Raw genomic sequence first — 26,771 nt, 5'->3', positions numbered from 1 at the left:
GGCCGCCGCGGCGGTGCCGCCGGCCGCGGCGATCCACAGGAAGCGGCGGCGGCTCGGCCCGCCCGGGGCCGCCGTGTCCAGCGGAGTGACAGGCATGGGCGGCGCGGTCACCAGGACGGCGGCGTGCGCCTCCCGTTGAGCGAGGTCCTCGCGCAGGCCCGGCGTGAGCAGCGCGGAGGGATCGGCGGAACCCAGCGCGTTCAACAGCGCGCCGACGGCCGGCCTGCGGGCAGGGTCCTTGTCCAGACAGGCCTCCACCAGCGGACGCAGCGCGTCGGGTACGCCGTCCAGCTGCGGCGGGGCGTGCACGGCCCGGTAGAGGATCTCGGCCGTGCTGCCGGCGCCGAAGGGGCCCCGGCCGATGGCCGCGAAGGTCAGGACGCAGCCGAGGGAGAAGACGTCGGCCGCCGGTCCGGCCTCGCGGCTCGACACGATCTGCTCGGGGGCCATGAACCCGGGCGTTCCGATCACGGCGTCCGTCCGCGTCACCTGCGTCGCATCCACCGCCCGGCTGATGCCGAAGTCGATGACACGGGGCCCGTCATGGGTCACGAGTACGTTGCCGGGCTTGAGGTCGCGGTGGACGATACCGGCGGCGTGGATCGCAAGGAGCGACTCCGCGAGGCCGGTGCCCAGGGCCCGCAGGGCCGGCTCGGACAGCAGGCCGAAGCGCCGCACGACGTCATGCAGGGACGGCGCGGGTACGTAGGCGGTGGCCAGCCACGGCTGCTGGGCGTCGGCGTCCGCATCGAGCACGGGCGGGGTGTAGAAACCGCTCACCCTCCCGGCGGCGTCGGCCTCGCGCCGGAAGCGCCCGCGGAAGTTCGGTGCCTCGGCGTACTCGGGCCGGATGACCTTGAGCGCGACCAACCGCGATCCCGGTGACCTGGCCAGGAAGACCCTGCCCATGCCGCCTTCGCCCAGGAGTTGGAAAATCTCGTAGGGACCGATCCTGCCCGGGGTGTGCGGTGGGGGGACCGTGGCGTGCTGGGGCGGGGCAGCGGTGGGCGGCTGCGGGACCGTGGCGGGTTGCTGGGGGACTGTGGTGGGCGGCTGCTGGAGCGTAGGGTCGCTGCCGCCGTGCGTCGGTGTGTGCACCTCGTTGCGGCGGCGGTCAGCTGAGCGAGCCGAGCACATCGCGGGCGGCGGCGATGGCGGCGTCCTCGGCCTGCTGCTGGTTCTTGCCGGAGTCCGAGGTGTGGTACGTGTAGCCCACGGTGAACTCGGCGTTGCCCGCACGGACGATCACCTGTGCCTCGGCCAGGGACATCGGGTCCTTGTCGACGGCGTGCACGACGTAGGCCTCCTCGCCGAGGTCGCTGAGCGACCGGGAGCCGGTGGTCGTGCGCACTTTCTTCAAGGCGTTGAGAGCACTCGACTTATGCATGTCGTACATGCCTTTCGCCGACGGTCCGACCATGAGGTTCACGCCCAGGTCCAGCATCTTGCCGCCAGAGCCGAAGGGCGTCCGCCAGCTCGGCATCCTGGTGATCATCGCCGCCATGGTCGCATTGTCGAACTGCGACGGCTTGCACTCGGTTCCGGGCGCGATGCGCGCGATGGTGGATGCCTTGATCAGCTTGCATGCTTCGGGCACCTTGGTGAACGCCTTCTCCGTCGGCGCCGACGGCTTGGCGGCACCGCCCGGTGCGCCAGGAGACTTCCCCGATGCGGTGTTCTTGCCGTCGTCCCCCGAGGCGGCAATGATCACACCGACGATCGCGGCCACGGCGAGCGCCGCGCCACCGCCGATCAGCCAGGGCCGCGCACGCCGCCCCGCGGACGGCGCACCGCCTTGCGGCAGCGCCGCCGGGACGGGCTGAGACCAGGCCGAGGGTGCGCCAGGCGGTTGGGCTGAGGGTGCGCCAGGCGGCTGGGTCGGGGGCGTGCCCGGCGGTTGGGCCGGGGGCGGAGGCGGCATCTGGTCCGGGGGCTGCGCCGCAGGGCCCCATCCCGGCGTTCCCGGCGTTCCCGGCGTTCCCGGTGTTCCCGGTGTTCCCAGCGTTCCTGGTGTTCCCGGTGGGAGCGGTTGGGTGGGGCCGGTCTGGCCGGGGCCCTGCTGGGGGTTCATCTGCGGACTCTCACTCACGGGGCGGTTCGCTCTCCGTCTAGCTCTCGACGTAGGAAACAGGGGACCGGGTAGCGCCGGCGGAGACCTGGGTGAGGTCGAACCCGTCGGTCATACCCGGCGAGGCCGGGGGGTGGGGATGTGCGGGCGGTGTGCTCAGCAGGAGTACGGCGGGGCTGCCGGAGCGACGACCGCCGCCCTCGCGCGCAGGAGGCGGGCGGACAGGGACGCTCTCTTCGAGCGTGTTGGCAGCCGGTTGTGAGCCATGGGCCGAGTATGGACCAGACGCCCTGTCAATTAAAGTCTAGTTCTAGAAAATTTATCTACTTCAGTGGCCGGAACCTGCGGGCCGGAACTGCGCGGTGCCACCGCTTGCGAGGGCGGGCCGAGCCTCGGCCGGTCATAACGGGCAATGGCTCCGTGCCGGTTCGATCAAGACGACGACGATCCTCAGTGGGAGCAGCTCCAAGTGGCGTCAGTCAACGGCAACGGCACACCCTGGCCAACGATCGGATGATCCGAACGAAACGGCCCGGGTGCGTTGTCCCGTCACGTTGATGACAGGAGACGCACCTTGCAGCCCGGTGATGCCCAGAACTCCCCAGCCACCGACAGTCCGGTCCCATACAGTGCCGAGGCTATGACAGTTCTTGCTTCTTTCGACTTTGTACGCCACATCGATGGGCTCCGCTACCACTTCGAACGGGACGGCGAGCGTCACGGTCGCCCCGCCTATCGCCGAACGGATGGGCAGGTGTGGTGTATCTGGGCGCCGACGGACGGCTGGCACTGCGAGATCGCCGACGGCCTCGTCACCGCACATCCCCTGAACAGTCACGGTGACGAACCCGAACCCCCTGCCACCGTATGGCGCAGCTTCAAGCGCGACCGCTCCTACCTCTACGACCTCCGTCCCTTCGGATCCGAAGCCTGATCCATCGGACAGGGCCTGGGGTCTGTCCGTTCAGCCGTCGCACCACGGCACAGACGGCGACGTGTGGCACGCGCCCGGCGGCGGAGGCGGGGCGCCCTCGCACACCTGGCCCACGGCCCCCGGTCAGGATCATCACCGCCGTCACAGTGGCCCTCAAGCACTGCACCCACACGTCACCACGGCGCGCCGACATGAGACAGCCACCGCCGTCCACACCATGAGCGCACACAGCACACAGCACACCGGCGGCGAGATAGCCCCACACCGGATCGGGTGTGCCGGGTTCGGCGGGGTCGAAGCTCCACCCGGAGACCCACCACAGCCCGAATGCCATGGCGAGGACAACAAGTTCGAGAACGACGAGGGTGAGGGCGTCAGATACGTCCGCGCCCCGGGGCATCAACTTGTCAGCATGGCCGGGGACTTGGCCATGCCCCAGCCCGTCCCGGAGGGCGGGACGACGGAGACATGAGTACGGGAGGCAGGCAAAGGCCAGGCCCGGGGCACGTGCCCGCGAGTGACGTCATCGGTCGGCTGGTTCAGGAAGATGACCGTGCCGTGGTCACGAGATCCGCCATGGCCGCGGCCATGCGTTGGTGGAAGCGCCACAGGAAGGGATCACGGGGGCTGGGTGCACCGAAGAATCCCTGCGGCGTCACCCGTCGGGCGTGTTCACCTCCCTTGCGCCATTCCATGAGGTCCTCCGCGCTCAGCCCCGTCGGCTTCAGTTCGGCCATGGCGTCGTAGTCGACGAGTTCGGGGAACCAGCGCATCATCAGGGCGCTTTCGATCTCTTCGGCGTGCACGCCGAGTTCGCCTGTCAGCTCCAGGCCCTCGAAAAGCGGTTGCATGGCGAATGACGCCAGGGCGGGGGTTGGTGAGCAACCGAGCCGGTCGGCGATGAAGTCGGGTTCCAGCAGCACTACCCCGGTGTGCCCTTGATCGTGCTGGCGCTGCACCACGTCAAGCAGCATGCGGTTGTGGGCGATGTCCCCTTGATGATTGATCACGTAGATCCGGTCAAACCCGTCGGTGGACAGGGAGTCCAGGATGTCGGTGTGCAGAGCTACGGCGGTCTCGGGGCGGGTCCGGAACGTTCCGGGGAACGCCGACGACACCTGGTTGATTCCCCAGAAGACCGGCGGAGCGATCAGAGCCTCCACCCCACGTTGCTCCAGCTCCGCCAGCACCAGGCGACAGAGTTGGTAGGCGCCGTACGCATCGGTTCCCAGCGGCAGGTGAGGGCCGTGTTGTTCGATGACCCCGGTGGGCAGCAGAACGCATGCCCCTCGTTCGGCCGCTGCCTCTACCTCCGGATAGGTCAGGTCGGCCATCGTCCGAGCGAAGATCGAGTAACCGTTGTTCATGAAGCCCCCCTCGACTGGTTCTGCGCCACGTGGCGCTCAACCCCGAGCCATCCTTGCGCGCCGCGGGCGTGGTGCGCGAGCAACAGCTCCGACCGGCTCCTGACCGGCACGTTGTAGAAAGATCACAAATGAAACCACCGTGTCCACGATCAACCGGCCCAGTGTGATGTCGACCCGGACCACACGCACACCGATGCACCGATGCCGGGGAACCGGACTCGACTCGTGCGATGAAGGTCACCGGCCGCAAAGACCGGGGAGGGAACAGCAGCGGGTTGTGCGGTGTGTAACCAAGGTGGCCGAGAGCCGCTGCGGGCTCCTGACTGAAGAGCCGGGGCCCATCCCACACTGAGCAGCGCGGGCTGGCGGGACGGCGTTGCTTTGTCGGGGCGCCTGAGCCCGGCCTCCACGGGCGGGCCGCGCTCCGAGGCCGAAGAGAGGCCAGCGGCTGAGTGCCCCGTCCGAACGCCGTCGGATACCGATCTCGACACATGGGCAGTCAGCCCAAGAAGGGGCGTCCAAGATGAGGCGTGCCTTGGTCAGCGGTTTCGCGGCCGTCTCCCTGGCTGCGGCCGGTCTCGTTGCCACGGCCGGAACCGCCGGCGCGCAGGTGCCGAACACCCACCAGCCCAGGTCGAATTGCGTCGACTGGCATGACAGCAACACTCAGGGTGTCGCCTCTGTGGGCGGCCCTTACCAGGCCTGGGTCAAGTGCGCCAACGGCAGGTACGTCTTCGGACACGCGGTGCGCAACTACTCATGGTCCTACGCGTATTGCACCTCCGTGCACTCCTACCGCGTCGCCGGCGACGTGAGCTACCTGCAATGAGCCCTTAGCCCTGAGCTCTGCTGGGCGCTGTCGTCGGCGTCACCGTTCGTGCGGTGACAGGTCACGTCGGTACCTCGGGCCAGCCATCGGCGCAGGCGCGGCTGTGGGTGGCGGGGCCGTACCGTCTCGTGTGCGGGGGCGGGAGGGCCCGTCGCCGCGCAGGCCACGAAGCCTCTCTCGGAGCGTTCCTGGGATGGGCCGTCGACCAGTACCCGGGTCGAGTGGCCGATGCCTGCTGTATCGCCCACCCCGGGGGACGCGCCGCAAGACCGTTCGGCCAAGCCTGCCCAGCAGGACATGAGCGCCGCGCTGGTGCGCGACTACGGTGGTTGTCGTAGAAGCGGCGGGTCGCGCCTATCTTGACGGCTCCGAACTCCTCCGGCCTGAACCAGCAGCCCTGCCGCTGCTGCCGCTGATGGCGTCGGTCCAGTAGATCTCGTCCGCGCCTCCACCTGGTCCCCAGCTGCGCGCTCACACAGAAGGTGTGACTCCCCAGCTTCACCTGGAACGTCGCGGCGCCACGCGGCCGCTGCCGGTCTCCTCACCCGGCTCACCCGGCGTGTTCTGCGCCTGCCCGGTGCCGTCTTCCGCAGTGTCGATGGCGATCAGGGGTTCGGACGGACGGGCGTAAGCGGTGACCACGAACTTGCTTTCCCCCATCGCCTCGATGAAAGCCAGTCCCTCCGGCTGCCCGGTCGCCGCCACGAGCGGGTCCAGGGTCTGCACGTTCGGAGCCGCCAGGGCCCCTCCGACGACGGGCTGGAGGTCCTGGTGCAAGTCCGCCATTGCGCAGCCCTGCCTCACGGTCCGGCTCGTGATCGTCTGCAGCACCATCGTCACCCGGTCCTGAGCGGGGACCTGCTCCCGGTGCACCCGGCCCCACTCCCGGGTCTCCGCATCAGCGACCGCCGTCCCCAGGGCGTTCAGCAGCAGCTGCTCCGGATTGGTGGGCGTATGCCGTGCCGTAGCCGGTCGGCGCTGTGCGGCATCGCCCCCAGCAGCACATTGCCGTACGGGCCCGGCCTCGGCGCCCGGCTCACACGCTCCTGCGCACGCGACCCCGACAATTACCTGTGATCCGGGTGCTACATGCCCATTCCTGAGCAAGGCCCCCACAGGCGTTGCGTCTTTCCCGCGTGACATTCGACATAGCAAAATCTCGAAAACCAGGGGCAACTGCCCGGTTTCGCTGAGATCTTCCCCCTGCGATTAGCTGGCGCTCACAGTCGGCCAGCGGTAGATCTCTGGGCGCTAAGGCTGTGCACCCTTACGATCAGCGCCTGCCGCACCGCGCACCCCCATACCGCGACGGCCTCTCGTCTCCTTTCTTATTTCGTTTTTGATCCAGAAGAAGGCTTCATGAAGCTTCGTCGTGCCTTGGTGACGGTCGCCACGACCGCCGTACTGCCGTTCGCCCTCACCGCGTGCTCCTCCGGTGACACCAGCAGTTCATCGACGGTCGAGTCCGGACCGTCAGCCCGTCCCACAGCGGGCGGCCCGAACGCCGGTCTGCTCAACGGCACCCGGCTGAAGTCCCTGCTTCTTCCCGTCGGGGTACTGCCCAAGGGCTACAAGGCCGACCCGCAGGCCACGCGTGACTCGGGGAAGGCCTTCGCACCCCCGTCGTCGAGCTCGGCCGTCGACTTGGCGGGCGCCTGCCCGAAGCTGGAGGCCAGCGCCTGGATCCAGACCAGCGGCATCGAGAGCGCCTCCTTCGCCCAAGGCGACTTCGCAAACGCCTCCCAGGAGGAGTTCAACCAGGAGATCGACAGTTTCCGAGGCGCAGACGCGCAAACGGTCATGACGCGCTTGGAGCAGGTGCTCAAGCACTGCGCTCACTTCAAGGACACCTCCAACGGCACCACTGCTTCGGTGACGATCAAGACCGCGAAGGTTCCGAAGGTGGGCGACCAGACCCTCAAGGCCGTACTCTCCGCGCCTGAGTGGGAGGGCGGCACCACGCTGGTGGCGACTCGGGTCGGGAAGGTCGTCATCACCACCTTCTACAACGTCCAGTCCAGTGACATGGGCGCCTCCGGCCTCGGTCTGACCAAGAAGATCGTGGCACAGGTGCAGCAGGCGAAATAACGGGCTAGGCCGTTTCGTCCAGATGTGATCGCGTGGAAGTTCCGGACCGGATCGCAGCGGGTCCGCCTGCCCGAGAAGTACGGCAGGAGGGTGTTTGTAACCGGCTGCGTATGTGGGCTGTCGGCGACACCTGGGAGTGTGACTTCACCGCGCTGATGGCCCAGGCTGACGCCGGCGAGGACTTGAACCGGGCGGTTGCGGTGGACTTCACATCGCGCGTGTGCACCAGTACGCGGCCGGGGCCCGCCAGAAAGGGGCCCCGGCTCGCGAACCGGCCGACCATGCCCTGGGCCGGCCCTGGGGCGGGCTGATCACCGAGATGCCTCTCGCGGCCGACGGCTACTGCCGGCTCTGGCGTTCGTTCTCACCGCCGGACAGGCGGGTATGCGCCTGCCTTCGCGGACGTGATGGCCCGCCTACGTGTTCCCCGTCGGCGTGGGCGGCCTCGCACCAGGCCGGATGTGGTCCTGGCGCCTTCGACCGCGAGGCGTACAAGCAGCGCAACGCCGTCGCGCGGTGCATCAACCGCCACGCAGTCGAGCAGCTTCAACCGCCTCAAGTAACACCGGGTGGCCGTGGCTACCCGAGTCGATGAACCCGCTGACTGCTACGAAGCCTCGGTGTCCTCAAGGGGCATTGCCCCCGGAGGCTACTGACGCGGTGCTTCAGTCGCCAGGCCATCGAGATGGGTGGCGATGCGCTGCAGCAGGTCCATCAGGACCTGGAAGTCCTCATGTGAGAGGCACTCCATCATCCGCACCCGTTCTGTTCCGGCTCGCTCGGAGACCCGCTGGTGCGTGCGCTTGCCCTCTTCAGTCAGTGCCACGCCGTCGGCGTCCGTAACGCGCACCCAGCCGAGCTCGGCGAATCGCTCGACGTACGGGCGCATCGTCGGCTCGTCGCCGGACAGGAACGCCGCCATGGTTTCGTCGATTTCGGCGACCGTGATGGGGCCGTAGGAGATGGTGTTCAGCACCTGCCAACCGCGCCGGGTCAGACCGTCGTCGGCGAACAGTCGGTCGAAGCTCGTCTCGATGGCGCCGTCGATGTACTTGAGCCAGTAGCCGAGCGGGCGCTGCTCGCGGACGTTGGGCAGTTGAGTTTTGCCGGTCATGGCGACCCCCCTATTGTATGTATTTTTACAACAGATGTAATCTAGCATGCATGTCGAAGAGTGAACAGGACGAGGCGGTCGCCGCCGTCGAGCGGGCCATGGTGGCGATTCGCCGCAGCCAGACCCGTCGATCGCTGGGGCGACTGACGCCACCCGATGAAGACGGGGCAATTGATCCCACGCTGTTCGGCGTGCTGGACGCCATCGAGGACCGCGGCCTGCCGTGCGGCGTCACGGATGTCGCCGCCGCACTCGGCGTGGACCAGCCGAGGGCAAGTCGCCTGGTGCTCCGTGCCGTTGATCAGGGGCTGCTGGTCCGTCAGGCCGACCCGTCCGACGGGCGGCGCACGTTGCTCACGCTGACCAGCAGCGGGCGAGGACAGCTGTCCCGCATGCACAAGCTTCGGCAGGACGTCTTCGCTCGGGTGATGGCGGACTGGTCGGACGCCGACCGGTCCGCGTTCGCCCGGCTCATCACCACGTTCGTGGCTGCGTTCGCCGAGGTGGTCTCCGGCGCCGACTAGGTTCTGGTGCGAGGGCTGAGCGGCTTTGGTGAAGTTTGCTGTTGATCCTTTGATGCGTGCGCGTTGACGGTTGAGGGCTTGGTCGACTGTGGTGCCGACCGCTTCGGCGGTGGTGTGGACGCGCTCGGGGGTAGTCCTCGTACTTCGCCGTGCGCCACACCCGCTCGATGTCGTTCAGCTCGGGACTGCGGGGCGGGAGACAGAAGAGTTCGACACCGATGGTGGCCAACTCCTCGCGGCGCCCTTTGAAGACCCGGGCCACGTGCGCGGAGGCGTTGTCCAGGACGACGGTGCACGGCCGTACGCGCGTGAAACCCGTGGGGGGCTTGTCCAGTGCGGCGGCCCCGCCCGGCAGGCGGGCCGGCCTCGTGCACACGAACTCCAGCAGCAAGGCCGCGTCAATCTTGCCGCAGGTCCTCTCCCGGACCAGATCGGCGTGCTGTCCGACCGCCAGGGCTCCGAGCACGTGCACACGCCGGCCCTTCTTGTCCTCGCATGGCACGACGGCCCGCTGCCCTGCCCGTGACCAGGTGTATCCGGTGGGCATGGTCGGGGCGAACCCGCTTTCGTCGAGGAAGTACAGGTCCCTCACGCCCTCGTGCGCGTCCAGCCGTAAGGCCGTAAATCCTCCAGCCTGGCCCGCGCGGCCTGCTGGAGGACGGGGTCGGCCTTGTGCCGCAACGTGTCCCGGGTTCGTTTCCACCGGAACCCGTCCCAGTGGAGCAACTCGGTCAGCCAGGCCGCCGAGGCCCTGCCGCCCCGCTCGGCGGCCAGCCAGTCGCACAGTGCGGCGGCAGTCCAGGTGCGGCCCCGGCGCCCGGACTCGTCCAGCGGTGCGGCCAGCGCCTCGCGGTCCTCGCGGGTGACCGAAGCCGGGCGGCCCGGGCGCGGGGCATCCGCCAGCGCGTCGCCCCCCGGCCTCGAAACGGTGGACCGCACCGCGCACCGTGACCTCATTGCATTCGAGCAGGTCAGCCACCTCGGGCACGGTCAACCCCCGCCCCATCAGCCGTATGCAGTCCAGACGCAGCCTGGTACCCGGTGCGAGATCACGTGCCCGTAGACGCTCACGCACCTCGCGTTCCTGATCAGACGTCAACACCACATGCAGGATCTTCGGCATGGGCAGCCCCTCCCTGCCCCACCTCATACCCGAACCGCAGACACATCACCAACACCGCCGCTTAGCCCCAGGTGAGCGGGTCGAGATGGAGGTAGAAGCGTAGGCGGTCGTGGTCGAGGGAGATGCCGTACTTCTCGGCGAACGCCGCGTCCGCGGCCCGCGCCCGCTCCTCGTCCGTCCATGTCTCCCGCGCGCTGGTGAGCAGCAGCGCCAGGTCGGCGTAGCGGTCGGCCAGCCCGAGGCGGCCCAGATCGATGAAACCCGACACGTCCAGGGTCTGCGGGTCGAGGACGATGTTGGGCAGGCATAGGTCTCCGTGGCAGACGACCGTGTCGGCGGCCTCCTGGTCCCGTCGCCGCGCGACCTGCGGGACGAGGCGGGCCAGCAGCTCCGCGGCCGGCGTGTGCTGCTGCTCGACGGGGAGGAACTCCGGGTTCACCGCGCCACGGGTCACGACGTCGCGCGCTATGGCGACCATCCCGTCCACGTCCCGGCGGAACGGGCACTGCTGTACGGGCAGCTCGTGCAGCCCGCGAACCGCGTCCGCGATGCGTTCCCAGGAGGCTCGCAGGTCCGCGGCGGACACTTGGTCGGCGGGTACGCCGGAGACGGCACCGGTCACAAGGCAGGCGCCAGCAACGCCGGTGTGCCAGTCAAGCACCCGTGGCCCCGGGACACCCTGGTCGCTCAGCCATGCGACCCGGTCGCGCTCGGCCTTCAGGTCGGCTGCGTCCGCTGCCGCTACGCACTTGGCGTACCGGGTGCCGTCCGCGCTGCGGAAGACGGCGGCCCCCGATTCGCCCGCGGTGACGGGCAGCCAGTTGCCCTCGCCGCCACCCTCACCCAGCAGCACCGGCGACACGGTCTGAGGTCCAGGACGTTCACTCATGGCGGCCACTCTAAGCGGATGGATGCAGTGAAGTGCGCTGCCGATCCCGCGCTGGTCGCGGGTTCGGACGGGGAAAGGATCAGCACCCGACTTTGCCGTAACCGCGTAGATGAATGAGTCCGATGTTTGTGCTGGCCGCGACTATGGCGAAGGGCGCCCGTTGGCTCGTGTGTGCCGGCAAAGCTGGATGCTCTTCTGAACCGCATTGGAGGTGTCGGAGTCGTTCGCGGGTGGTTCGGGCTTGGTCCTGGCCTATGGCCACCTCGGCCTCGACCCTGCCGTCCAGGACCGACTGTCGGCCGTGCCGGGACGGTTGCTCAACCGTGTCACGGTGATGCGGGACATCTGCATCGAGCACGGTGGCCGCACGGCTTACGAGGATGCGCTTGCCGACGTTCGGGCGGCCTGGCGCAACGATCAGATGCAATGTGCGATGGCGGAATTGCTCGGCGGCACACCGGACGCCGCCGACCTCGGCGCCCGTGACCGCCACCTGGCCGACAGCGTGCTGCAACTGCTCGACCGGTCTGCGCCCGACACCTGGATCGTGGCCACTGCTCACAACGTCCATATCCAGCGCACCGTCAACCCTGAGGGTGGTCCGCTTGCTCGGGTGCCCATGGGGCACCCGCTCGCCAAGGAGTTGGGAGCGGAGTAAGTGTCGGTGGCGTTGACCAGCGGCGGTGGCCGGACCGTGGCGAACGTACCGGACCCGGCGCACCCGGCGGGGATGCGCCAGTCCGCTGCAGCTGCTCCTCAGGCACCGCCTGACAGCGTGGAGGCCCTGTTCGTGGGCGTGCCGGAAGCGCCGGCGATGGTCGAGACCCGCGCACTGCGCACGCACGCCCGACGACACGGTCTGCCGGAGCCGATCCGCATCCGCATCCGCATGGACGACGGCTTCCTGCCGATGCCTGCCTTGGACGCCTATGACGCGGTGGTGAGCGTCCCGCGCACCACGCTCAGCGCGGACTTGGCCGAGTAGGCCCCAGGTCGGTAACACTGTTTCCGTTGCGCTACAGTGTTGCCCATGAGCACGCTCTATCAAGACGCGCTACGCGCCGGTCAGGACGCCGTGCGCACCACGATCCTCGATTGCGCCATCAACCTGCTGGTCACGGACGGGCCCGCCGCGTTGACCATGCGGCGGATCGCCACCGACATCGGCTCCTCGACCAAGGTCCTCTACACCATGTTCGGTGGCAAGGAAGGGCTGATCGATGCGCTGTACCGGGAGGGCTTCGCGCGGCTGCGCCGGTTTCAGGAACAAGTACCGCGTACCGAAGACCCGTTGACGCACCTCACCCATCTCGGGGCGGCTTATCGGGAGCACGCGATTGCCGAACCGGCCTACTACCGGGTCATGTTCGAGCAGACCGTACCGGGCTTCCGGCCGAGCGCGGAGGCCCTCGCCGTCGCCGAGACCGCCTTCGACACCTCGGCCGCCGCCGTGGCCGCCTGCATGGAAGCCGGGATCTTCCAGCCGGGCGACGCCCGTGAGGTGTCAAAGATCTTCTGGGCGGCATCGCACGGCGCGGTGAGTTTGGAGATCGCCGGACATTTCACGCCGGAGGACGGTGGTCGGCGCTATGACGCGCTGATGGCGGCGGTGGCACGGGCGTTCAGCACCCAGCACGATTCGAAGAACGAAGGGCAAGGAACATGACCACCACGCGCAACCGCTACCTGTCGGGGAATTTCGCCCCGGTCACCGAGGAAGTCACCGCCTACGACCTGCCCGTGACCGGGCGGATTCCGACCCATCTCAACGGCCGCTATCTCCGCAACGGCCCCAACCCACTGGGCATCGAGGACGCCGCCGCGCACATCTGGACCCTCGGCGCGGGCATGGTCCACGGGGTGCGCATACGGGACGGGCGCGCCGAGTGGTACCGCAACCGCTGGGTCCGTTCCAGCGCGGTCGCCGACCACCTCGGCGAGCCGCGTCGCGGCACCCCGATCGACGAACAGTTGGACATCTCGCCGAACGTGCAGGTCGTGGGCTTCGCGGGCAGTACCTTCGCACTCATCGAGGGCGGCATCCGCCCCTACGAACTCACCTACGAGCTGGAGACGGTGGGGCCCTGCGCCTTAGGGGCGACCCCGGAGGGGTACAGCGCCAACGCCCACTCCCTCTTCGACCCGCGCACCCGCGAACTGCACTCGCTCGCCTTCCGCTACGGCTCCGACAACGTCCAGCACATCGTGATGAACGACTCCGGCACGGTGCGGCGGACCACCACCATCCCGGTCCCCGGTAACCCGTACATGCACGACTTCGCGCTGACCGACCACTACGTGCTGCTCTTCGACTCACCCGTGGTGTTCAGCCCCGCGCATCTGTCCACCGGGGTGCCGTTCACCTGGGATGACCGCCGTGGGGCGCGCGTGGGGGTATTGCCGCGCGAGGGTGGCGAGGTGCGCTGGTTCGGGCTCACACCGAGCCTGGTGGGGCACACCCTCAACGCGTACGAGAGGCCGCACGAGGACCTGCGCGGGTCGGGCACGGGCGGTTGTGACATCGTCGTCGACGTGGTCCGGCATCCCGAAGGGTTCGACATCAGGGACGTCGGGTCCAGCCGGCCCACACTGGACCGGTGGACGATCGACCTGACGGCGGGGACGGTCCGGGAAGAACGCCTCGATGACCGGGTCCAGGAATTCCCCCGCCTCAACTCCCGCTATACGGGCCGCCCTTACCGGTACGGCTACGCCGCAGCGGTCGAGCTCTACGCCCCGCCCGCCGGCCCGGAAGACGACCGGCCGGACGAGGGGTTCAGCAATGCGCTGCTCAAACACGATCTGAGCCGGGGAACGACGGAAGCGCACGAGTTCGGGCGGGACGCGGCCGTGGGGGAGGGGGTGTTCGTCGCGGCGGAGTCGCCGGCGGCGGAGGACGACGGGTACGTCATGGCGTACGTCTTCAACCCGGAGCGGTCCGCATCCGACCTGGTGATCCTCCCTGCACAGGACTTCAGCGGCGAACCGATCGCCCGGATCCACCTGCCGGTGCGGGTGCCGTTGGGTCTGCACGGGAGCTGGGTTCCGGGGGATGACCGGTGAACGGGGACCGTCGACCGGGCTGCCTGGCCTGGCCGTAGCGCTCCGGAACGAGGGGTCGTAGGCCGCCTGGGAGCCGCATGTAGTTGCCGGATGAGGCCGCGGCGTCGCCTGAGGCGCACCTGCTCGCGTACCCGACCACGTACGTGACGGCGGCGACTAGGCTGCACCTGTTCAGTGGTCAGTGCCGGCCCACTCATCTCGACCACAATCCAGGCACTGGCCAAGCAAGTGCCCACCTGGCACGACAACCTACGGCTGATCGACTTCACCCCACTGCCCTGCGCCGCCTCCCGGGAAACAGCCAAACGCTCCGACCTGGCCGGCCACGCAGGCTACGGCTACTGCCGCAGCCATTCCCGCTACTTCTGGGGATTCCGGCTCTACCTAGTGACAACAGCCGAGGGCATGCCTGTCACATGGTGCCTGACCCACCCAGGGCTCGGCGAACGAGAGGTGATGACCGCACTGCTGGAACGCGACCGCCACCTCGTCCATTCCGGCCAGGTGATCCTCGCGGACAAGGGCTTCGCCGGCCGGGAGTTCGAGGCATTCCTCGCCGGGCGTCCGAGCGCCCGGGCGTCCATCTGGTGCGGTCGGACCTGAGGAACGAGCCTGTCCGACACGGACGCCTGGCCCAAGTCCGCCAGTGGATCGAGGCCGGCCCGGATGCCGACGGGCCGGCCGTCGGCGTCGCCCTGTTCGAGGACGGCTCGCGCGCGGCCGTGTCGAGCAGGAGCATCGCGTTGTACGCGGGAGTGCCGGGCCGGGCGTGGTAGGCGACCAGGCGGTGGCCGCTGGTGCCTTCGCCAAGGCCGCCTCGCCGGTGGTCCAGGGGGACGCCGTAGGAGGAACTCAATTGCGTTGTCCGAACGCCGCTGACAGGGTCCTGGCCATGCCTACCTTCTCTGCGCCTGATGGAACCCGGCTCGCCTACCGCATGGACGGAGACGGTGACGGTGACCCGGTCGTCTGCCTCCCGGGAGGCCCCGCGGACTCCACCTACCTCGGCAACCTCGGCGATCTGTCCACGCACCGCCGGCTGATCTGTCTGGACTTTCGCGGTACCGGCCGGTCCGCGATTCCCGAAGACACCACCTCCTACCGCTGCGACCGCCTTGTCGACGATGTCGAGGCCCTGCGCGAACATCTCGGGCTTCCCCGGATGGACTTGCTCGCTCACTGCGCCGGCGCGAACGTCGCGGCCCAGTACGTGGCCCGGTATCCGGGAAACGTCAGCAAGCTGACTCTGATCACTCCCAGTACCAGGGCCGTCGGCATCACGATCACTGCGGAGACGCGACGCGAGACCGCGCAACTTCGGAAGAACGAGCCATGGTTCCCGGCGGCGTTCGCCGCCTTGGAGGCGATCGTCGAGGGAACGGGCAGCGACCGGGAGGCCATCGCTCCGTTCTTCTGCGGCCGGTGGGACGCCGCGGCACAAGCTCTTCATGCGACGAGCCAGCCGAGCAATGAGGAGGCTGTCAGTCTCTTCGGATCCGACGGCGCCTTCGATCCGGAAACCACGAGGGCGGCGCTTGCCGGCTACGAGGCTCCCGTCCTGCTGCTCGCCGGAGAGTTCGACCTGAACAGCCCCCCTCGGTCGACGGCCGAGTTCGCCGGGCTGTTCCCGAACGCGGAACTCGTCGTTCAGCCCGGAGCAGGCCACTACCCGTGGCTCGACGACGCCGAGCGGTTCGTGGCGACCACCGCGGCATTCCTGGGGTAGGCAACCGCCCGGTCGTCCGACTCGTAAATCAATGCCCCTCGTGCCTGACAGTGCGAAGGCCTTCTGACGAGTGGTTGTGACTCAGCGTGCCCGGTACGAAGAAGTTGAGCTGGCGGGGGTTTTAACCGGCCGCAGAGGGTTCTGAGTATTGATCGTTGTCAGGAGGCTCAGTCCAGGAGCTGCGTACGGAGTTGGGAGATCAGGGTTTCGTCGGCGCCGAGGTGCTTGAGGGCGTAGTCGTGCACGGAGCCATAGGTGGAGGCCAGGTCGGACAGGAAGAGCCGCATGACCTCCTCTGGTGCTCTCCCGTAGCCGGGCCACTTCAGAGTCCGGTCCGGGTGGGCCGCTTTCCAGTCCGCGATCAGCCGCTCGGTGGCCAGTTCGGTGAGTGCGAAGTCCGCGGCGATGGCGTCCTCGGCCACGCCCAGGAGCGAGAGAACCAGGCCGGCCAGCAGACCGGTGCGGTCCTTGCCCGAGGCGCAGTGGAAGACCTGCGGGGTGCTCTCGGACACGATGATCTCCAGTGCCTGACGGAGTTCCCCGGCGCCATCGAGAGCGACCTCCGCGTAGCGGTCGGCGAGGAAACGCCAAGGGTTCAGGTCAGGGTCGATCTCAGCCTGGTCGTAAGGGCGATGCTCCACGCTGAGGTTGACGTAGGCGAGACCCTCGGCACCAGGTACACGGCCCTTGGCTTCGATCTCCCATGGGTAGCGCAGATCGATCACCGTGCGGATGCCCAGAGAAAGAAAACGGTCCCAGTCGGCTCCCTGGAGCTTGGAGAGCGAATCGGACCGGTACAGGCGACCCCAGCGCACGGTACGGCCGTCCCGGGTGTGATAGCCGCCCAGGTCACGAAAGTTGTGCAGGCGCTCGAAATCTATCTGCCGTCTCATCCGCCGCACCCTACGTCCTCGTGCCGGACGAGTTGTGTTGTTTCGTCGTGTGGCGCCGCCGACCGAGGTGAAGCGCCGCCACGCGTGCCGGGCACCTGCCGGTCAGGGGTTCCCCAGCGCGTTGCGGGCCGGTGCAGCACCCCGCGCAGGCGCAGGGCTTGGACGATCTGTGACGCACCAATGCCCCCGCGCTCCACATGAGCACGGGGGCACCGGTGTCCGCACCTCGTGAGTGCCGGGTTGGGCAGTGCCGTGGCTGCGACCACTGCCCAACCCGGGGCTTGTCAGGCCTGCGGCACCAGCTCCGGGTGCTCGTGTTCGCAGGCGTCGTCGAGTCCGTAGGTGTCCCATGCGGGGAACGGGTCGTCGGTGAGCTGTTCCCCGGCGGTCAGGAGGCAGGCGGTCAAGGCCGCTTGTAGTGCCTCGGTGCGCAACCCGGTGCCGATGAAGACCAGTTCCTGGCCCTGGCTGTCGCCGGCATCGCGGGCACCGGACGGCTCGAAGCGTGCGACGGCTCCGGCCTGGGACCACAGTCCGGTGACGTTCGGGCGGCTGGCCAGCCAGAAGAAACCTTTGGAGCGAAGGATCTGGCCGTAGGTGCCGCTGTCGAGGCCCTCGGTGACGAAGGCCCACAGCCGGCCGGGATGGAACGGCGCATCGGCGCGGAAGACCGTGCTGGAGATGCCGTACTCCTCGGTCTCCGGTACGTGGTCGCCGTTCAGCTCCCGCACCCAGCCCGGGGCCTGCTGGGCCCGTTCCAGGTCGAAGCGCCCGGTGCCGAGGATGTCGGCGGAGTTCACCCGCCCGTGCCGCGCGCGCACGATGCGGGCGGCCGGGTTGAGGCGGGCGAGCGCGGCCTGAAGGCGGTCGGCGCTGTGCGCATCGACGAGGTCGGTCTTGTTGAGGATGATGACGTCCGCGAACTCGATCTGGTCCATCAGCAGGTCGCTGACGGTGCGTTCGTCCTCCTCGTACTGGTCCAGCCCCCGCTCGGCCAGCCCGTCGCCCCCGTTCAGCTCCGGCAGGAAGTTGGCGGCGTCGACGACGGTGACCATCGTGTCGAACCTGGCGAGGTCGCCCAGCGTCGCTCCGTCGTCGCGCGGGAAGGCGAAGGTGGCCGCGACGGGCATCGGTTCCGAGATGCCGCTGGACTCGATGAGGAGATAGTCGAAGCGGCCTTCGCGGGCCAGCCGGTCGACCTCTTCGAGAAGATCATCGCGCAGGGTGCAGCAGATACAGCCGTTGGTCATCTCGACCAGGCGTTCCTCGGTGCGGGAGAGGGCGGCCTCGCCACCGCGCACCAGTGTCGCGTCGATGTTGATCTCGCTCATGTCATTGACGATGACCGCGACGCGCAGGCCCTCCCGGTTGCCCAGGACGTGATTGAGCAGGGTGGTCTTGCCGGCTCCGAGGAAACCGGACAGGACCGTGACGGGCAGTCGGTTGTGGTGGTGCGTCATGCCGTCGGCTCAGCTCTCCGGGCGCAGCAGCCCGCGTTCGTACGCCTTGGCCAGTCGCTGAGGTACGAGGTACGGGGTGCCGTCGACGGTGATGGGTACGAGCTGGGGGGTGGTGGCCTTCCACTGGGCACGGCGGTGACGGGTATTGCTGCGGGACATTTTCCGCTTGGGTACGGCCATGGTGACCTCCTGCGTGACTGGGTGACGGAAGGAGGCTATATGAAAATGGATGCCATTCCCAAATTGCGCGGATGGTGCCTTGGATGCCGGCGCGCCATAGTGGGACGACGTGGTCCGATCCGGCCGTCGTGAGCATGTCCCCTTCGCCGGGCGCCAGGCCGGCGCCGATGCGCTTACGGGGATGCGTCTCCCGTGGCGGTGTCCGAATGATCAGCCTGCCGTCCGTGGCGTGCCACAGGCCGTATCCGTGGGGGCCTACCAGGGCCAGGTGGCGCCCACTGGGCGTGACCCGGATTCCGACGGCCGAAGCGCTTGGTCGTGCGCGTGGCCGCGCACAGCGGTTCCCGGCATCGGCCCGTCAGTGCGCGACGGTTGGGGCGGCCGCTTCTTGCGGGTGGTGGGTGTGGTCCCGGGCGGGGGCCGCGGGCAAGGCGACCGGTGGGTGGTTGTGGGCGCGGGACCGGGCGGAGTGGCGTAGGGCGAGGTGCCAGACGGCCAGCAGGACACCGGTCAGCAGCGCGCTGTGCCACAGCAGTGCGTTCAGGTGGCCGGCCGCGAGGTAGGCACCCGCGGCCACGGCCGCCAGTGCGCACACGGCGCGGTCGACGATGCTCTCGACGGAGAGCAGGGTGGCGCGTGGTGCGCCATGCGGAATGGCGTCGTTCACCAGCTTGCGCTGGAGCGGGTAGACGAAGCCGCAGACGGCGGCGAACAGGCAGAGCAGAGCGATGGCGGTCCATGGGCCGCCGAGGGCGAGACCCGCCAGTGTCCCGGCCATCGCGAGGCTGAGCAGTGTCACCCATGCCGCCGGCCGCAGCCGCGAGGTGAGCCACTGCGGGCGGGCCGAGGCCACCGCCTCTGCGACGGTCATGGCGGCCAGAATCGCGCCGTGCGAGCTCTCGCCGATGCCGTGGTCCAGCAGCACCGGCTGGAAGAGGTTGACCTGGCAGATGCGGGAGAGGGTGAAGACCGCGACGCCCTGCACCATGACCAGGGCGAGCCACGGGGTGGCGCGCACCGTGCGCAGTGCCGCCGCGGCGTCGTGCAGGGCCGCGGTCCGGCGGCGCGGTCCGGCCGCGTGCGGGGAGGGGGCCTGGCCCGGCAGGACCAGGGCGCAGAGCAGGGAGCCGCCGGCGCTGACGGCGCTCAGTACATACGGTGCGCCGTGCGCGAGGTCCATGAGCGGGCCGACCAGCGGCCAGCACAGTACCTTCGCGCCCAGGCCCCATGCCCTCGCCTGTCCCTCGGCCTTGAGGTAGTGCTCGTCCGCGCCCTGGGCGCGCAGGCTGTCGTAGAGATAGGCGCTGGCGGCGCCGGAGGTCAGGGAACGGCCGGCGGCGATCGCCAGGAAGTGCACCAGGAAGCCGGTGTAGGTGGGAGCGAGGACGGGGGCCAGGTTCGCCGCGGTCATCACCACGGCGCCGGCGCGCAGGCAGTTGCGGGCCCCGATACGGTCGGCCACCAGCCCGGTCGGAATCTCGAACAGGCAGAAGGCGACGTAGTAGATGCTCTGGATGCCGAAGATCTGTCCGTCGGAGAGGCCCGCCTGCCGCTGGTAGGCGTAGAAGACCGGCATCCACCACAGCAGGTTGAACAGCAGCTGGAAGCCGTTGTTCAGGCGGATGATCCGGCGGGCCCGCGGGGGCAGGGGCCGGGTCGCCGTCCGCGGTCCACCGGCGCTGCCCGGGCGGGCGCTGCGGCGGCTCATCGCGCGTAGGGGCGGATCTGGACCAGGTGGAACGCTCCCTGATCGGTCATCAGCCACTCGATGTCGAGCGGACGGTCCACGTCCGGTGCGCTGAAGTGCGACTGGAGCAGCCGGCCGGCCAGGGCCAGCTGCGCCAGCCTCTCCCGCGTGGCGGCGGGCAGGTCCGTGCCGGACGAGCCGAGCGCGACGGTGCGGCCACCGCCCTCGACCGTGTTGTAGAGGTACTGAAGGGGCAGCGCCGTGCCGTCGACGACGGCCTCGGGCGATCCGGGCGAGCAGTTGAGGCAGACGTTGCGGAAGTCCGCGCGCTTGGTCGGATTGCAGGTCACCAGCACTCCGCCGAGGTCGGCCGGCACGTACGGCTGGACGATCACGCCCATGTAGGTGTCGTCGAGGGAGATGCCCGCCTGGTGGCGGAGCCGGACGCTGCGCGGCGACAGCAGGGACGCCCACACCCGGCGTACGGCGTCGAGGAGTTGGTCCGCGCCGTACACGGAGGTGACCGAGTCGTAGACGCCCGCCGCGGAGAACCCGGGCAGGTCCTCGGCGTTGGCCGACGAGCGGACCACGAGACGGCGTCCGGCGGCCGGTCCGGCGGGCAGTGCCCGGACGATTTCGCGGGACACCTCGTCGGGGAAGGCAGCGGTGCGGACGAGTTGCTGCAGCCGCAGACAGAGCGGCTCGACCGCATCGAGGGCGCCGCGGTCGAGAGCCGCCTTGAGCCGGTCGATGCCCTGTCGCAGTGCCGGGGAGGAGGTCACGAAGCGGTGCTGCAGGCCGAACGGAAGGGCGATGCCGTCCGGCGCGCCGACGGTACCGGCCACGAAGTCGGCCGCCGCGGCCCGGAGTTGTCCGGGGGCCGCCGGGTGCGTGGTGCCGAGGCGGGCGGCCAGATGCCGGTAGAGGTCGGGGCGGGGCGGTCGCGGCTGCCCGTGGAAGGCGGTGAGGTCGGCGGTACGGGCGTCCAGGACGTGGTGGAGCTCCCCGAGGTTGGCCGCCTTGGTGCCGTAGCGATTCTGATCCTCGCGGCGCAGTCGGCGCAACGGTCGCGCCGAGATGTCGTCCAGCAGCGGCGTTTGCAGCCGGATCCGCTGCTGGCGCCGGGCCGGGGCGGCCGGCACCGCCGCCGGGGCGAGCGGGACGAGGCTGATGTCGTCCTCGGTGACCCGGTAGCGGACCCAGCCGCCGGCCAGGCTCTCGGCGTCGATGAGCCGGTCCAGGTCACGGACGACGGCGTTGGGGATGCCCCAGCCGGCGGCGAGGACGTTGGTGTGCGAGAGCGGGGTGGTCGCCGCGGTGTTGATGAAGCCCGCGACGCGCGGTACGTCATCCGGCAGGCACGGCATGGCCAGGATGTCGGATCCGCCGAGTGCGCCGGCCGCGGCCGCGTACTCCTCGGTGGTACGGAAGTGGCGGAGCCGGCCGGAGGCTTCGCCGGGGTTGAGCGGTGTGCGGGTGCGATGGCCGAAGAGCTCGTGGCTGAGGATCCGCGGCACCCGGACGTCGCTGATCGGGGTGAGGGCGTGCTCCTGACCGTGGTTCGCCGGCTTCAGCAGCAGCGGCAGCCGGCCGTCGAGCCGGTGGCGGACGTACGTGTAGAACTCCTCCAGCAACGAGCCGTCCATCGTGTCGGCCTCGGTCGTCTCCAGGACGAGGAAGGGCCGGCGGCGGCCCTCGGTGTCCTCGTCGGTGTGCAAGGAGAGCACTCCCAGCAGGAAGCGGCGGTCGGGGGCCATGTAGACGGAGGCGTTGAAGGCGTCCAGGCAGGAGTCCAGCTCCGCCGGTTCCATGCCGAGGACGCGGGTGGCGATGTAGTCGACGTGGAAGGGGTGGACGGCGGTGTCGAGCAGGTGCCAGGTGTCCTCGACGCGGTCCACCACGACCTTCAGATACGGGTGGCCGGCCAGGGAGCCGGACAGGCTCCGGAACAGCGGCAGGGCAAGGTGTTCGCCGACAGCCGTGCGGTCGGTGACGGGACGTGGATCGGCGGCCGGCGGGACGATGGTGGTGTTCATGAGCGGGCCTCCGTGGCGCCGGCAAGGGGAAGGATCTTCGGCAGGGCGTGCACCAGGGCCTGGAAGTCGCGGAGCACGGCCTCCGGGTCGGTGGCGGACAGCAGGCACAGCGCCGCCATCGTGTTGGCGCCCGCGGCCGGGTCGTACACCGGCACCGGCGCGCCGTCCGGGAGCGAGTTCTCGGCCACCACGGACAGCCGGCCGCCGTCGCTGACCGGCACCGCGTCCCGTACCGTCGGGAAATCCCAGACGCGGCGGTCCGGCCAGGCGTCACCGGCGGCGTCGACGGCAAGGACGACGAGCGAGCCGGCCGCGCCGCGCGCCTCCTGGGAGGTGAGGGTCTGGGCGGGCCATACGACCGGACGCCCCAGCAGGTGGTCGACGAGCATGCCGATGAGGTCCAGGCCGAAGACCTCCTCGATCTGCGGAACGGTCATCGCGCCACCGAACCGTGCGGCGGTCTCGATCACCCACATCCGGCCGTCCGCACCGAGCTTGATCTCGGTGTGGGTACCGCAGTTCTCCAGGCCCAGCGCGTCGACGGCGTCGCGGGCGAGAGCCACGATGCGCCGCTGGGCGTCGTCCGGCAGTGCCGCGGGGGTGATGCCGGCGCGCTCGGTGAACGGCGCCACGGTCGGCATCCGGCCACTGAGACACACCGGGCGGAACTCCCCGTCGGCGACGACGCCCTCGACGCTGACGTAGTCGCCCCAGCCGCTCTGGTCGAACCAGCCCTCGGCGGTGCCCGGGACGATCTCCTCGACGAGGAAGTCCCCGCCGGCTCCGGCCACATGGAGTTCGGCGTAGCCCAGCTCCGCGGATTCGGCCATCACGGCGCCCGCCCGCTCCCAGGCCGCCGGTATCTCGTCGGCGGAGCGGATGATCTGGTGTGCGGTCGACCCCGCGCTCCAGGCGGCCTTCAGCAAGAGGGGGAGACGGAGCGTGGCGGCCGCGTCGCGGAACTCCTGCTCGTCGGCCACCGGACGGAACCGCGGCTGGGAGATGCCCCGCTGCATCCAGGTGCGGCGCATCAGCCGCTTGTCGCGGGCGAGCGCACTGGAGCCGCCGGCCCCGGCAAGGCCGAGCTTCGCACAGGCCTCGGCGACCGCGACGACCGCGTACTCGGAGAAGGTGACGACCGCGTCCGCGCCGACGGCCTCGGCCCGGGAGACGATCAAGGAGACCAGGTCGTCCTGCTCGGACCCGGCGGGGCTCAGCACCGAGGCGCACAGCCGCTCGGCGGCCGGGGCGACGGTGGGCGGAAGCGTGCTGAGCGCCAGCAGGTGCACTGCCGACCGCGCGGCGACCCGTGACAGGGCATACCCCAAGGGCGGACCGCCCTTGGCATACACAAACAGCACCTTGCTCACTGGAATCCGACTCCTCTACAGGCGGGTGGGGGGCCGTACCTACCGGTGGACCGGGGCGGCCGACGACGCCGGATCGCTGTCCGTTCGCCGTACCTCAAGCGAAGCAGCAGGGCGCCGCCCGATGCGCCACGGCGGGCCTCACGCACTCAGGCAAACGCCAGAGTTGTGGAGTTCGCAGTCAGCCGGTGAAGATTCCGTGATGCCGTATGGCGGTGGAGGAAGTGCGTCCGGCGGTCGGGGCGCATGCGTCCAAATCGGCCGAGAAGCGGGTATGCGCGCGGGTGGCGCGGGATACGCATGGCGGTGGCGCGGTATGCGCCGTCGTTGAACTCTTCACCACAGAGAGGCCGTCGTGGACGAGACCGGTCTGAAGTCGCTGCTCGAACACCTTCCGGTGTCCTGGTGGGAGGCCGACCGTGAACTGCGGGTGATCGACAGCGGGGGTGGGGCCTTCGACGACACGGGGACCGCGCAGCGCTTCCTGGACACCGTGCGCCAGGAGCTCTCCGGCCCGCCCGCCGCCGGCCTCAGCCACTGGCAGGCGCACTTCGACGGCCGGCTCTTCGATGTGAACTGGCGTCTCGGCGCGCCGCGGCAGGGCCGCTCCCGCGGGCTCGCCGTGGAGCTGGGCACCGGCCCGGCCGCCACCCGTCGTTACGACGCCTTCGCCGACCTTGCCCCCGCCGCGGCCTTCATCCGGGACGCCGGCGGTCGCCACCTGTGGGCCAACCACGCCTACGCCCACCTGTACGGCACCACACCGGAGCACGTCATCGGCAAACACGTCGAGGACGTCGACGCACCCGCCGACGCCGCGCGGGTCCTCGCCCTCGACAAGGACGTGCTCACCCGCGGCAAACCGGTGCGGCACACCCTCGCCTACCACCGCCCGGACGGCAGCAGCGGGCAGGCGGCCGGCCATCGCTTCCCCGTGCAGGAGGGCAACCAGACCTGTGTGGCCGGCATCTACATCGACATCAGCGACTACACCCGCGCGCTCCACCAGCGCCGGGAGGCCGAGGAGAGCCTGTGCGCGCTGCGGGACCACAGCGGGCTGCCGTGCGCGCTGATCTCCGCGGGTGGCCGGATCCAGCAGGCGAGCGCGGCGGCTGCCGAACTGCTGCAGATCCGGCTGTCCGACCTGGTCGGCCGCCGGGCCGACACCGTGCTGGCGTCCGCCCCGGAATTACCCGGTCTGCGGCGCGGCTGGCACGATCTGATAGCCCGTCGCAGCCGGCGGATCCAGACCTCCGCCCTGCTCGTCGACGCCCACGGCCGGCAGCGCCGGGCCCGGCTGCACCTGACGACGGTGGGCCGGAGCGCGGCCCGCGCCACCAGCGTCTGGGCGGTCGTCACCCACCAGGGCATCGCCCACGAGTCCCACCCCGCCCTGACGGCCAGTCAGGAACGCATCCTGTCCCTGCTGGCGGCCGGCCGCAGCAACGCGGAAATCGCCACCTCGCTGCACCTCTCCCGGCAGACCGTCGACTACCACCTCAGCCGCCTCCGGGACCTCCTGGACGCCCCCAACAGGTGCGCGCTGGTCGCTCGCGCCTACGTCCTCGGCATCCTCGCCCCCCAGACGTGGCCCCCGCGCCCGGCGACCGCCGGCCCGCCACGGAAAGCCACCTGACGGGCCCGGGCCGCGCCGGGACCGGTACTTCCACGCCACCGCATCGAAGCAGGCCGCTGCCGAGGGACCGTTCCCGACACCGCCGTTTAGCGACCGTTGATCTCCGATGGGAAGGATCACCTTCGCAGGCGCGAACCAACGACCATGAGGGGAAAACCTATGGGTGTCCTGAAGATCGGCCGGCTCGAATGCATCAAGCAGGAGGACTGGAACGGTAAGGACGACATCTACATCACGATCAACGGGGGGAAGCCGGTCTACTCGACCCAGATCGGCGAGGACGGCAAGCGCGACATCAACAAGTCCTTCCGGTTCGAGGGCGACGTCGCCGTCGTTCGCATGTACGAGAGCGACAGCGCCGATGACGACGACCTCCTCGGTGAGCAGGTCCCCCTCGCCGGCTACGGCGAGATGAAGTTCCGCGAGGATGACGCCTACTACACGCTCTCCTACAAGCTCGAACCGTAGCCACGGGCAGGACTTGGCAGTCCGTACGTGACACATCCGGGTTGTAGGCCGGCCCGACTTTGCCAGGGGGGCGGCGGCCGCGAACGCGCCTCAGGTCGACACGATTCCTCTGGCTTACGTGACCGGCCTCTGCCCGGGGCGGCCCGGACGGTCCTGCCGTCGCGCGGTGGCACCGGCAGGGCTGCTTGGCGGGTCAAGGAGCCGCTCGGCCTTCGTGGTGCGCTGGTAGTACACACGGTTTCCCGCGCGGGTGCGCGTGACCAGCCCTGCCTGATGGAGCCGCGTGAGGTGGTAGGACACCGTCGACGGGCTCATGTGGTGCTGTTCGGCAAGTTCAGTGGTGGTGCGCGGCGAGTCCAGGAGCGTCAGCAAACCGAGACGAGAGTGGCCGATGACGTTTCCCCACGGTTGTCCCGCTGTGCCGCCCGGCCCGCCTCGACTGCCTGGCTTGCTCGGGCGGCGCGTCGGATAGATGAGGATGCTGCCCCGCTCATGCCAAGGGTCGACGCCGACCAGCCAGCCGGGGGCCAATGGGGAGGGGAAGAGGCGTAGCCGCCCTCCGCAGTCCACGTGGCTCACATCGGCCCCGCGCTCGCTGCCGCCGAAGCTCAGGGTGTTGTCGCGATAGGCGATCGTTGGGTGCAAGGAGTTGAGGGCGCCGCTCAGGCCCGTCCGGGCGATGGTGTGCGCCCGATCGTCGATGTCGGCTTCCGCCCGCGCAGCGATCGAACTCCACACGGGAGCCAGGCAATCGTTCCAGAACTGCTCCAACTCGCAGGCGACTTTCTGCGCGAACTCCCGCTCTCCCTGCTCCAGGAATGTCCGGACCGTGGGCTCGGTCGAGGATGTCGGATTGTCCCGTGGGGACGACATACGCAGCACTCTGTCCATCTGCCGGGCGACGAGATGGGTGGGTGTGGTGGCGACACGGTGGAGTTCGTCCTCGAGGTCGGACCCTGGACTGTCGCTCTGCCCGGCCATGAAGCCGGGGGCGTAGCCGCGGATCTCACGGCGCAGGGCGGACAGCAGGTGCAGCCGCCGTTCCTGCAGGGTCTCCCTGACTTCTCGGCCCGTGAAGTATTCATGGTGCAAGGCCGCCGGGTAGCGGGGGTGGATCACGGCACCCACCTGCATCAAAGGCGATATGGCAAAGCAGGTTGCGGCCAGCGAGTCCGCGCTCAGACGTAACTGAAGCATCGGCACTTCCCCCGTGTCATTCGAGTCTCCTCGAATCACCTGTACGTGTCCTCTGATTAGCACTTGAATCGTCTCTGTCGCAAGGCGAGGCCCCCTGAGACCACGGGGGAGGGGGCCGGGCT

The 26,771-nt window shown here is 69.4% G+C and carries 27 protein-coding genes and 2 pseudogenes; 13 read left to right on the top strand and 16 right to left on the bottom strand.

What is annotated here, in order from left to right; all coding sequences use genetic code 11:
* Nucleotides 1-1,098, bottom strand: a 1,098-nt coding sequence (locus tag DY245_RS42310; protein ID WP_147318439.1) for a serine/threonine-protein kinase, incomplete at its 3' end; no start/stop codon positions are given.
* 16 nt (nucleotides 1,099-1,114) lie between these two features.
* Nucleotides 1,115-1,729 carry a hypothetical protein gene (locus DY245_RS42305; protein ID WP_128512435.1) on the bottom strand — a complete coding sequence of 205 codons (615 nt, stop codon included), beginning with the start codon at nucleotides 1,727-1,729 and terminating at the stop codon, nucleotides 1,115-1,117.
* Between the two features lie 979 nt (nucleotides 1,730-2,708).
* On the opposite strand from DY245_RS42305, the gene DY245_RS42300 reads away from it, so the two are divergent.
* Nucleotides 2,709-3,002, top strand: a complete 294-nt coding sequence (locus DY245_RS42300; RefSeq protein WP_128512430.1) for a hypothetical protein — start codon at nucleotides 2,709-2,711, stop codon at nucleotides 3,000-3,002.
* Here DY245_RS42300 and DY245_RS48670 read toward each other — a convergent pair.
* Both DY245_RS48670 and DY245_RS42295 read right to left on the bottom strand, forming a co-directional pair.
* On the bottom strand, nucleotides 2,947-3,402 hold the full coding sequence (locus DY245_RS48670; protein WP_483409841.1) for a DUF6234 family protein: 456 nt from the start codon (nucleotides 3,400-3,402) through the stop codon (nucleotides 2,947-2,949). The genes DY245_RS42300 and DY245_RS48670 overlap by 56 nt on opposite strands.
* 139 nt (nucleotides 3,403-3,541) lie before the next feature.
* Nucleotides 3,542-4,369: a creatininase family protein gene (locus DY245_RS42295; RefSeq protein ID WP_128512429.1), complete on the bottom strand. Its 828-nt coding sequence runs from the start codon at nucleotides 4,367-4,369 to the stop codon at nucleotides 3,542-3,544.
* A gap of 523 nt (nucleotides 4,370-4,892) precedes the next feature.
* On the opposite strand from DY245_RS42295, the gene DY245_RS42290 reads away from it, so the two are divergent.
* Nucleotides 4,893-5,198 carry a hypothetical protein gene (locus DY245_RS42290; protein ID WP_128512428.1) on the top strand — a complete coding sequence of 102 codons (306 nt, stop codon included), beginning with the start codon at nucleotides 4,893-4,895 and terminating at the stop codon, nucleotides 5,196-5,198.
* Between the two features lie 498 nt (nucleotides 5,199-5,696).
* On the opposite strand, the gene DY245_RS42285 is transcribed toward DY245_RS42290, so the two are convergent.
* Nucleotides 5,697-6,032, bottom strand: coding sequence for a hypothetical protein (locus tag DY245_RS42285; protein ID WP_128512427.1), 336 nt, complete (start codon nucleotides 6,030-6,032; stop codon nucleotides 5,697-5,699).
* A gap of 525 nt (nucleotides 6,033-6,557) precedes the next feature.
* Here DY245_RS42285 and DY245_RS42280 point away from each other — a divergent pair.
* Together DY245_RS42280 and DY245_RS47350 are read left to right on the top strand one after the other, a co-directional pair.
* Entirely contained in the window at nucleotides 6,558-7,286 is a 729-nt protein-coding gene (locus DY245_RS42280) for a hypothetical protein (RefSeq protein ID WP_128512426.1), read from the top strand.
* Between the two features lie 21 nt (nucleotides 7,287-7,307).
* Nucleotides 7,308-7,815: pseudogene (locus tag DY245_RS47350) on the top strand (transposase family protein); the annotation flags it as partial.
* A gap of 120 nt (nucleotides 7,816-7,935) precedes the next feature.
* Here the strand turns inward: DY245_RS47350 and DY245_RS42275 are convergent.
* Nucleotides 7,936-8,400, bottom strand: coding sequence for a MarR family winged helix-turn-helix transcriptional regulator (locus DY245_RS42275; protein WP_128512425.1), 465 nt, complete (start codon nucleotides 8,398-8,400; stop codon nucleotides 7,936-7,938).
* Nucleotides 8,401-8,450: 50 nt separating this feature from the next.
* Here DY245_RS42275 and DY245_RS42270 point away from each other — a divergent pair, with 50 nt between their 5' ends.
* Nucleotides 8,451-8,924, top strand: a complete 474-nt coding sequence (locus DY245_RS42270; RefSeq protein ID WP_128512424.1) for a MarR family winged helix-turn-helix transcriptional regulator — start codon at nucleotides 8,451-8,453, stop codon at nucleotides 8,922-8,924.
* Here the strand turns inward: DY245_RS42270 and DY245_RS48570 are convergent.
* The 3 genes from DY245_RS48570 to DY245_RS42255 all read right to left on the bottom strand — a co-directional run bounded on the left by DY245_RS48570 (nucleotide 8,875) and on the right by DY245_RS42255 (nucleotide 10,936).
* On the bottom strand, nucleotides 8,875-9,627 hold the full coding sequence (locus tag DY245_RS48570; protein ID WP_425329522.1) for a transposase: 753 nt from the start codon (nucleotides 9,625-9,627) through the stop codon (nucleotides 8,875-8,877). The two genes, DY245_RS42270 and DY245_RS48570, sit on opposite strands and share 50 nt — an antisense overlap.
* Nucleotides 9,513-9,863 carry a winged helix-turn-helix domain-containing protein gene (locus tag DY245_RS42260; protein ID WP_181924096.1) on the bottom strand — a complete coding sequence of 117 codons (351 nt, stop codon included), beginning with the start codon at nucleotides 9,861-9,863 and terminating at the stop codon, nucleotides 9,513-9,515. The genes DY245_RS48570 and DY245_RS42260 overlap by 115 nt, the downstream gene beginning before the upstream one ends.
* 245 nt (nucleotides 9,864-10,108) lie before the next feature.
* Nucleotides 10,109-10,936: an APH(3'') family aminoglycoside O-phosphotransferase gene (locus DY245_RS42255; RefSeq protein WP_128512421.1), complete on the bottom strand. Its 828-nt coding sequence runs from the start codon at nucleotides 10,934-10,936 to the stop codon at nucleotides 10,109-10,111.
* Between the two features lie 211 nt (nucleotides 10,937-11,147).
* Here DY245_RS42255 and DY245_RS42250 point away from each other — a divergent pair, with 211 nt between their 5' ends.
* The 6 genes and pseudogenes from DY245_RS42250 to DY245_RS42225 all read left to right on the top strand — a co-directional run bounded on the left by DY245_RS42250 (nucleotide 11,148) and on the right by DY245_RS42225 (nucleotide 15,725).
* Nucleotides 11,148-11,594: an erythromycin esterase family protein gene (locus tag DY245_RS42250; RefSeq protein WP_244943610.1), complete on the top strand. Its 447-nt coding sequence runs from the start codon at nucleotides 11,148-11,150 to the stop codon at nucleotides 11,592-11,594.
* A 36-nt stretch (nucleotides 11,595-11,630) separates the two neighbouring features.
* On the top strand, nucleotides 11,631-11,921 hold the full coding sequence (locus DY245_RS42245; protein WP_147318438.1) for an erythromycin esterase family protein: 291 nt from the start codon (nucleotides 11,631-11,633) through the stop codon (nucleotides 11,919-11,921).
* A 45-nt stretch (nucleotides 11,922-11,966) separates the two neighbouring features.
* Nucleotides 11,967-12,602, top strand: a complete 636-nt coding sequence (locus DY245_RS42240; RefSeq protein ID WP_128512418.1) for a TetR/AcrR family transcriptional regulator — start codon at nucleotides 11,967-11,969, stop codon at nucleotides 12,600-12,602.
* Nucleotides 12,599-13,999: a carotenoid oxygenase family protein gene (locus DY245_RS42235; RefSeq protein ID WP_128512417.1), complete on the top strand. Its 1,401-nt coding sequence runs from the start codon at nucleotides 12,599-12,601 to the stop codon at nucleotides 13,997-13,999. Before DY245_RS42240 ends, DY245_RS42235 begins: the two co-directional genes overlap by 4 nt.
* Before the next feature lie 180 nt (nucleotides 14,000-14,179).
* Nucleotides 14,180-14,775 (top strand): annotated as a pseudogene (locus DY245_RS42230) (transposase family protein); the annotation flags it as partial.
* 116 nt (nucleotides 14,776-14,891) lie between these two features.
* Nucleotides 14,892-15,725, top strand: coding sequence for an alpha/beta fold hydrolase (locus DY245_RS42225; protein ID WP_128512416.1), 834 nt, complete (start codon nucleotides 14,892-14,894; stop codon nucleotides 15,723-15,725).
* 167 nt (nucleotides 15,726-15,892) lie between these two features.
* On the opposite strand, the gene DY245_RS42220 is transcribed toward DY245_RS42225, so the two are convergent.
* From DY245_RS42220 to DY245_RS42195, 6 genes are all read right to left on the bottom strand, one after another.
* On the bottom strand, nucleotides 15,893-16,618 hold the full coding sequence (locus DY245_RS42220; RefSeq protein ID WP_128512415.1) for a tyrosine-protein phosphatase: 726 nt from the start codon (nucleotides 16,616-16,618) through the stop codon (nucleotides 15,893-15,895).
* 284 nt (nucleotides 16,619-16,902) lie between these two features.
* Nucleotides 16,903-18,078, bottom strand: coding sequence for a GTP-binding protein (locus DY245_RS42215; protein WP_128512414.1), 1,176 nt, complete (start codon nucleotides 18,076-18,078; stop codon nucleotides 16,903-16,905).
* A gap of 9 nt (nucleotides 18,079-18,087) precedes the next feature.
* The gene (gene rpmF / locus DY245_RS42210) at nucleotides 18,088-18,258 is read right to left on the bottom strand and encodes a 50S ribosomal protein L32 (protein WP_030077900.1); all 171 of its coding nucleotides are present in this window, start codon (nucleotides 18,256-18,258) and stop codon (nucleotides 18,088-18,090) included.
* A 358-nt stretch (nucleotides 18,259-18,616) separates the two neighbouring features.
* Complete coding sequence (locus DY245_RS42205; RefSeq protein ID WP_244943608.1) at nucleotides 18,617-19,966, bottom strand: MFS transporter; 1,350 nt, start codon at nucleotides 19,964-19,966, stop codon at nucleotides 18,617-18,619.
* The gene (locus DY245_RS42200; protein WP_128512413.1) at nucleotides 19,963-21,981 is read right to left on the bottom strand and encodes a PEP/pyruvate-binding domain-containing protein; all 2,019 of its coding nucleotides are present in this window, start codon (nucleotides 21,979-21,981) and stop codon (nucleotides 19,963-19,965) included. Before DY245_RS42200 ends, DY245_RS42205 begins: the two co-directional genes overlap by 4 nt.
* Nucleotides 21,978-23,351, bottom strand: coding sequence for an ATP-grasp domain-containing protein (locus DY245_RS42195; protein ID WP_128512412.1), 1,374 nt, complete (start codon nucleotides 23,349-23,351; stop codon nucleotides 21,978-21,980). The genes DY245_RS42200 and DY245_RS42195 overlap by 4 nt, the downstream gene beginning before the upstream one ends.
* A 352-nt stretch (nucleotides 23,352-23,703) precedes the next feature.
* Between DY245_RS42195 and DY245_RS42190 the strand changes: the two genes are divergently transcribed.
* Both DY245_RS42190 and DY245_RS42185 read left to right on the top strand, forming a co-directional pair.
* Nucleotides 23,704-24,984 carry a helix-turn-helix transcriptional regulator gene (locus DY245_RS42190; protein ID WP_128512411.1) on the top strand — a complete coding sequence of 427 codons (1,281 nt, stop codon included), beginning with the start codon at nucleotides 23,704-23,706 and terminating at the stop codon, nucleotides 24,982-24,984.
* A gap of 159 nt (nucleotides 24,985-25,143) precedes the next feature.
* Nucleotides 25,144-25,452 (top strand): hypothetical protein, encoded by a 309-nt coding sequence (locus tag DY245_RS42185; RefSeq protein ID WP_128512410.1) that lies wholly within the window; start codon nucleotides 25,144-25,146, stop codon nucleotides 25,450-25,452.
* 114 nt (nucleotides 25,453-25,566) lie between these two features.
* Here DY245_RS42185 and DY245_RS42180 read toward each other — a convergent pair whose 3' ends face one another.
* Nucleotides 25,567-26,649, bottom strand: coding sequence for an ArsR/SmtB family transcription factor (locus DY245_RS42180; RefSeq protein ID WP_244943609.1), 1,083 nt, complete (start codon nucleotides 26,647-26,649; stop codon nucleotides 25,567-25,569).
* Nucleotides 26,650-26,771: the final 122 nt, after the last annotated feature.

The organism is Streptomyces inhibens (assembly GCF_003389455.1).
Lineage (GTDB): Bacteria > Actinomycetota > Actinomycetes > Streptomycetales > Streptomycetaceae > Streptomyces > Streptomyces inhibens.
This window is presented reverse-complemented; position numbering and strand designations above follow the sequence as displayed.

What these genes read in the sequence shown, in the direction of transcription:
- DY245_RS42300 (WP_128512430.1), top strand. Translation starts at nt 2,709, where the DNA reads ATGACAGTTCTTGCTTCTTTCGACTTTGTACGCCACATCGATGGGCTC.
- DY245_RS48670 (WP_483409841.1), bottom strand. Translation starts at nt 3,402, where the DNA reads ATGCCCCGGGGCGCGGACGTATCTGACGCCCTCACCCTCGTCGTTCTC.
- DY245_RS42295 (WP_128512429.1), bottom strand. Translation starts at nt 4,369, where the DNA reads ATGAACAACGGTTACTCGATCTTCGCTCGGACGATGGCCGACCTGACC.
- DY245_RS42290 (WP_128512428.1), top strand. Translation starts at nt 4,893, where the DNA reads ATGAGGCGTGCCTTGGTCAGCGGTTTCGCGGCCGTCTCCCTGGCTGCG.
- DY245_RS42285 (WP_128512427.1), bottom strand. Translation starts at nt 6,032, where the DNA reads ATGGTGCTGCAGACGATCACGAGCCGGACCGTGAGGCAGGGCTGCGCA.
- DY245_RS42280 (WP_128512426.1), top strand. Translation starts at nt 6,558, where the DNA reads ATGAAGCTTCGTCGTGCCTTGGTGACGGTCGCCACGACCGCCGTACTG.
- DY245_RS42275 (WP_128512425.1), bottom strand. Translation starts at nt 8,400, where the DNA reads ATGACCGGCAAAACTCAACTGCCCAACGTCCGCGAGCAGCGCCCGCTC.
- DY245_RS42270 (WP_128512424.1), top strand. Translation starts at nt 8,451, where the DNA reads ATGTCGAAGAGTGAACAGGACGAGGCGGTCGCCGCCGTCGAGCGGGCC.
- DY245_RS42255 (WP_128512421.1), bottom strand. Translation starts at nt 10,936, where the DNA reads ATGAGTGAACGTCCTGGACCTCAGACCGTGTCGCCGGTGCTGCTGGGT.
- DY245_RS42240 (WP_128512418.1), top strand. Translation starts at nt 11,967, where the DNA reads ATGAGCACGCTCTATCAAGACGCGCTACGCGCCGGTCAGGACGCCGTG.
- DY245_RS42235 (WP_128512417.1), top strand. Translation starts at nt 12,599, where the DNA reads ATGACCACCACGCGCAACCGCTACCTGTCGGGGAATTTCGCCCCGGTC.
- DY245_RS42225 (WP_128512416.1), top strand. Translation starts at nt 14,892, where the DNA reads ATGCCTACCTTCTCTGCGCCTGATGGAACCCGGCTCGCCTACCGCATG.
- DY245_RS42220 (WP_128512415.1), bottom strand. Translation starts at nt 16,618, where the DNA reads ATGAGACGGCAGATAGATTTCGAGCGCCTGCACAACTTTCGTGACCTG.
- DY245_RS42215 (WP_128512414.1), bottom strand. Translation starts at nt 18,078, where the DNA reads ATGACGCACCACCACAACCGACTGCCCGTCACGGTCCTGTCCGGTTTC.
- rpmF (WP_030077900.1), bottom strand. Translation starts at nt 18,258, where the DNA reads ATGGCCGTACCCAAGCGGAAAATGTCCCGCAGCAATACCCGTCACCGC.
- DY245_RS42205 (WP_244943608.1), bottom strand. Translation starts at nt 19,966, where the DNA reads ATGAGCCGCCGCAGCGCCCGCCCGGGCAGCGCCGGTGGACCGCGGACG.
- DY245_RS42200 (WP_128512413.1), bottom strand. Translation starts at nt 21,981, where the DNA reads ATGAACACCACCATCGTCCCGCCGGCCGCCGATCCACGTCCCGTCACC.
- DY245_RS42185 (WP_128512410.1), top strand. Translation starts at nt 25,144, where the DNA reads ATGGGTGTCCTGAAGATCGGCCGGCTCGAATGCATCAAGCAGGAGGAC.
- DY245_RS42180 (WP_244943609.1), bottom strand. Translation starts at nt 26,649, where the DNA reads ATGCTTCAGTTACGTCTGAGCGCGGACTCGCTGGCCGCAACCTGCTTT.